The sequence below is a fragment of the Deltaproteobacteria bacterium genome (assembly GCA_009929795.1).
Classification (GTDB): domain Bacteria; phylum Desulfobacterota; class Desulfovibrionia; order Desulfovibrionales; family Desulfomicrobiaceae; genus RZZR01.
The window spans coordinates 1-2284 of sequence record RZZR01000275.1; the positions used below are offsets into that span (position 1 = coordinate 1).

Sequence of the window (2284 nt, forward strand, 5' to 3'; positions counted from 1 at the left end):
CTGTCTCCCTTTATCAATGATGAGTATCCGGACCGGGAAGCGGCCCTGGCGGATTTCTCCCGTTTTCTGCCGGATGAGGATGCCGGGTATGCCGGCCATACCGCCATCGATGTCACGGACCTGGTGCCGTTGACCACGTTCGGGTACAAGCCGGACAATGTCCGGCCGGTGTCCGACATGGCCGGCACCCGGGTGGACCAGGTGTATATCGGGTCCTGCACCAACGGAAGGATCGAGGACCTGCGGGTGGCGGCAAAAGTGATCAAGGGCGGCCGGATCGCTGATACGGTCCGGGCCATTGTGTCTCCGGCCACCCCCAAGGTATTTTCCCAGGCCCTGGAAGAAGGGTTGATTCAGGAGTTCATGGACGCGGGGTTCTGTGTCACCAACCCCACCTGCGGGGCCTGCCTGGGCATGAGCAACGGGGTCCTGGCATCCGGCGAGGTGGCGGCGGCCACCACCAACCGCAATTTCAACGGCCGGATGGGCAAAGGCGGCATGGTGTATCTCATGAGCCCGGCCACGGCGGCGGCCACGGCCCTGGCCGGCACCATTACCAATTCTTCCCTGTTTACCGGTCCGGCTCAGACAAAGTGATCCGGCCAAACCATCAGGAGCCTGTCATGACAAGATTCAACGGAACCGCCCTGTGCCTGGACCGGGCAGACATCAATACGGACGAGATCATTCCGGCAAGGTATCTCACGGAAATCGACAAAACCGTGCTGGGTCCCCACCTCATGGAGGACCTGGACCTGGCAGGATTTGACCCGAAAACAGACCTGGCCGGCATCGGGGTTTTGGTGACAAGGCAGAATTTCGGATGCGGCTCTTCCCGGGAACATGCTCCCTGGGCGTTGGAAGCCAACGGCATCCGAATGGTCATTGCCGAAAGCTTTGCCAGGATTTTTCACCAGAACATGTTCAACTGCGGCATGCTGGCCGTGACCCTGGCTCCAGCCGACATCCACCGCATTTTCCAGGCAGCCGGCACGGCCTCTGTTCACATCAGTGCTGATGTGGACAAGGGGGAGATCACCGTGACCGCCGGCCCGGAGACCTGGGCCCTCCCCTTTGACCTCACCGGGTTTGAAAAAGCCCTGATCCGGGCCGGCGGGTGGGTGGAATACGCCGACCAAAACTATTGATACCCACCGGTCCGATATGATATAACACCGGCCCATCATAACCTTCATAAGGAATGACCCTGTGCCTGGACCGGGCAGATATCAATAAGGACATACGCATGACCAGAGACTGGAATTTTGACGAAGAGGTGGATCGGAGCCAGACCGCTTCCATGAAATGGGAACCGGAAGTGCTGAACCGGGTGTTCGGAAAAGGCAGAGACACGCTTTTGCCCCTGTGGGTCGCGGACATGGATTTCCACTGCCACCCGGCCATCCGCAGGGCCATGGAAAAACGGCTGGCCCACCAGATCTACGGGTACAGCCTCAAGGACCCGGCCTACCTTCCGGCCCTGATTTCCTGGTACCGGCGCAGGCACCAGTGGGAGATCCAGGCACCGTGGGTGCTCACCACCCCGGGTGTGGTGCCGGCCGTCAACTACATCATCCAGCGGTTTTCCCAGCCTGGCGACAAGGTGCTGATCCAGACACCGGTCTACTATCCGTTTGCCAGATCCATTCTCAACAACGGGCGGCAGGTGGCGGACAACCCTCTGAAGATCGCGGGTGGCCACTTCCGGATGGACTTTGAGGACCTGGCGGAAAAAGTCAGGGATCCCCGGGTCAAGCTGGCCATCCTGTGCAGCCCCCACAACCCCGTGGGCCGCGTATGGACCCGGGAGGAACTGGACACCTTCGGACGCATCTGTGTCGACAACCAGGTCCTGGTGATCGCGGACGAAATTCACTGCGACCTGGTCATGCCCGGATTCAAGCATGTATGTTTTGCCTCTATTTCAGATGCCTTCGCACACCATTCCATCACGTGCCTGGCGGCCAGCAAGACCTTCAATCTGGCCGGCCTTCACCAGTCCAGCATCATTGTTCCCGATCCTGTTCTGCGCGGAGAACTTCACGCCCACCTGGAGAACTCAGGCTTTGTCAATGCCGATGGCGGGACCCTGTTCGGGGCCGTGGCTGCGGCCGCGGCCTACAATGAGGCCGAACCCTGGCTGGAGGACCTGATCCTCTATCTGCATGCCAATTTCACCTACCTGAAAACCTTTCTTGAAACCGAACTGCCCGGCGTCTTTGCATACGTCCTCCAGGGAACCTATCTGGCGTGGGTGGATTTCAACGGCCTGGGACTGGCGGAA

The 2284-nt window shown here is 59.9% G+C and carries 3 protein-coding genes; all 3 read left to right on the forward strand.

Going from position 1 to position 2284, the window contains the following annotated elements; translation table 11 throughout:
* Nucleotides 1–597, forward strand: a 597-nt coding sequence (locus EOM25_14130; GenBank protein NCC26312.1) for a 3-isopropylmalate dehydratase, incomplete at its 5' end; no start/stop codon positions are given.
* A 26-nt stretch (nt 598–623) separates the two neighbouring features.
* Entirely contained in the window at nt 624–1148 is a 525-nt protein-coding gene (gene leuD / locus EOM25_14135) for a 3-isopropylmalate dehydratase small subunit (protein ID NCC26313.1), read from the forward strand.
* A gap of 92 nt (nt 1149–1240) precedes the next feature.
* On the forward strand, nt 1241–2284 hold a 1044-nt coding region (locus EOM25_14140), incomplete at its 3' end, for a pyridoxal phosphate-dependent aminotransferase (GenBank protein NCC26314.1).

What these genes read in the sequence shown, in the direction of transcription:
- leuD (NCC26313.1), top strand. Translation starts at nt 624, where the DNA reads ATGACAAGATTCAACGGAACCGCCCTGTGCCTGGACCGGGCAGACATC.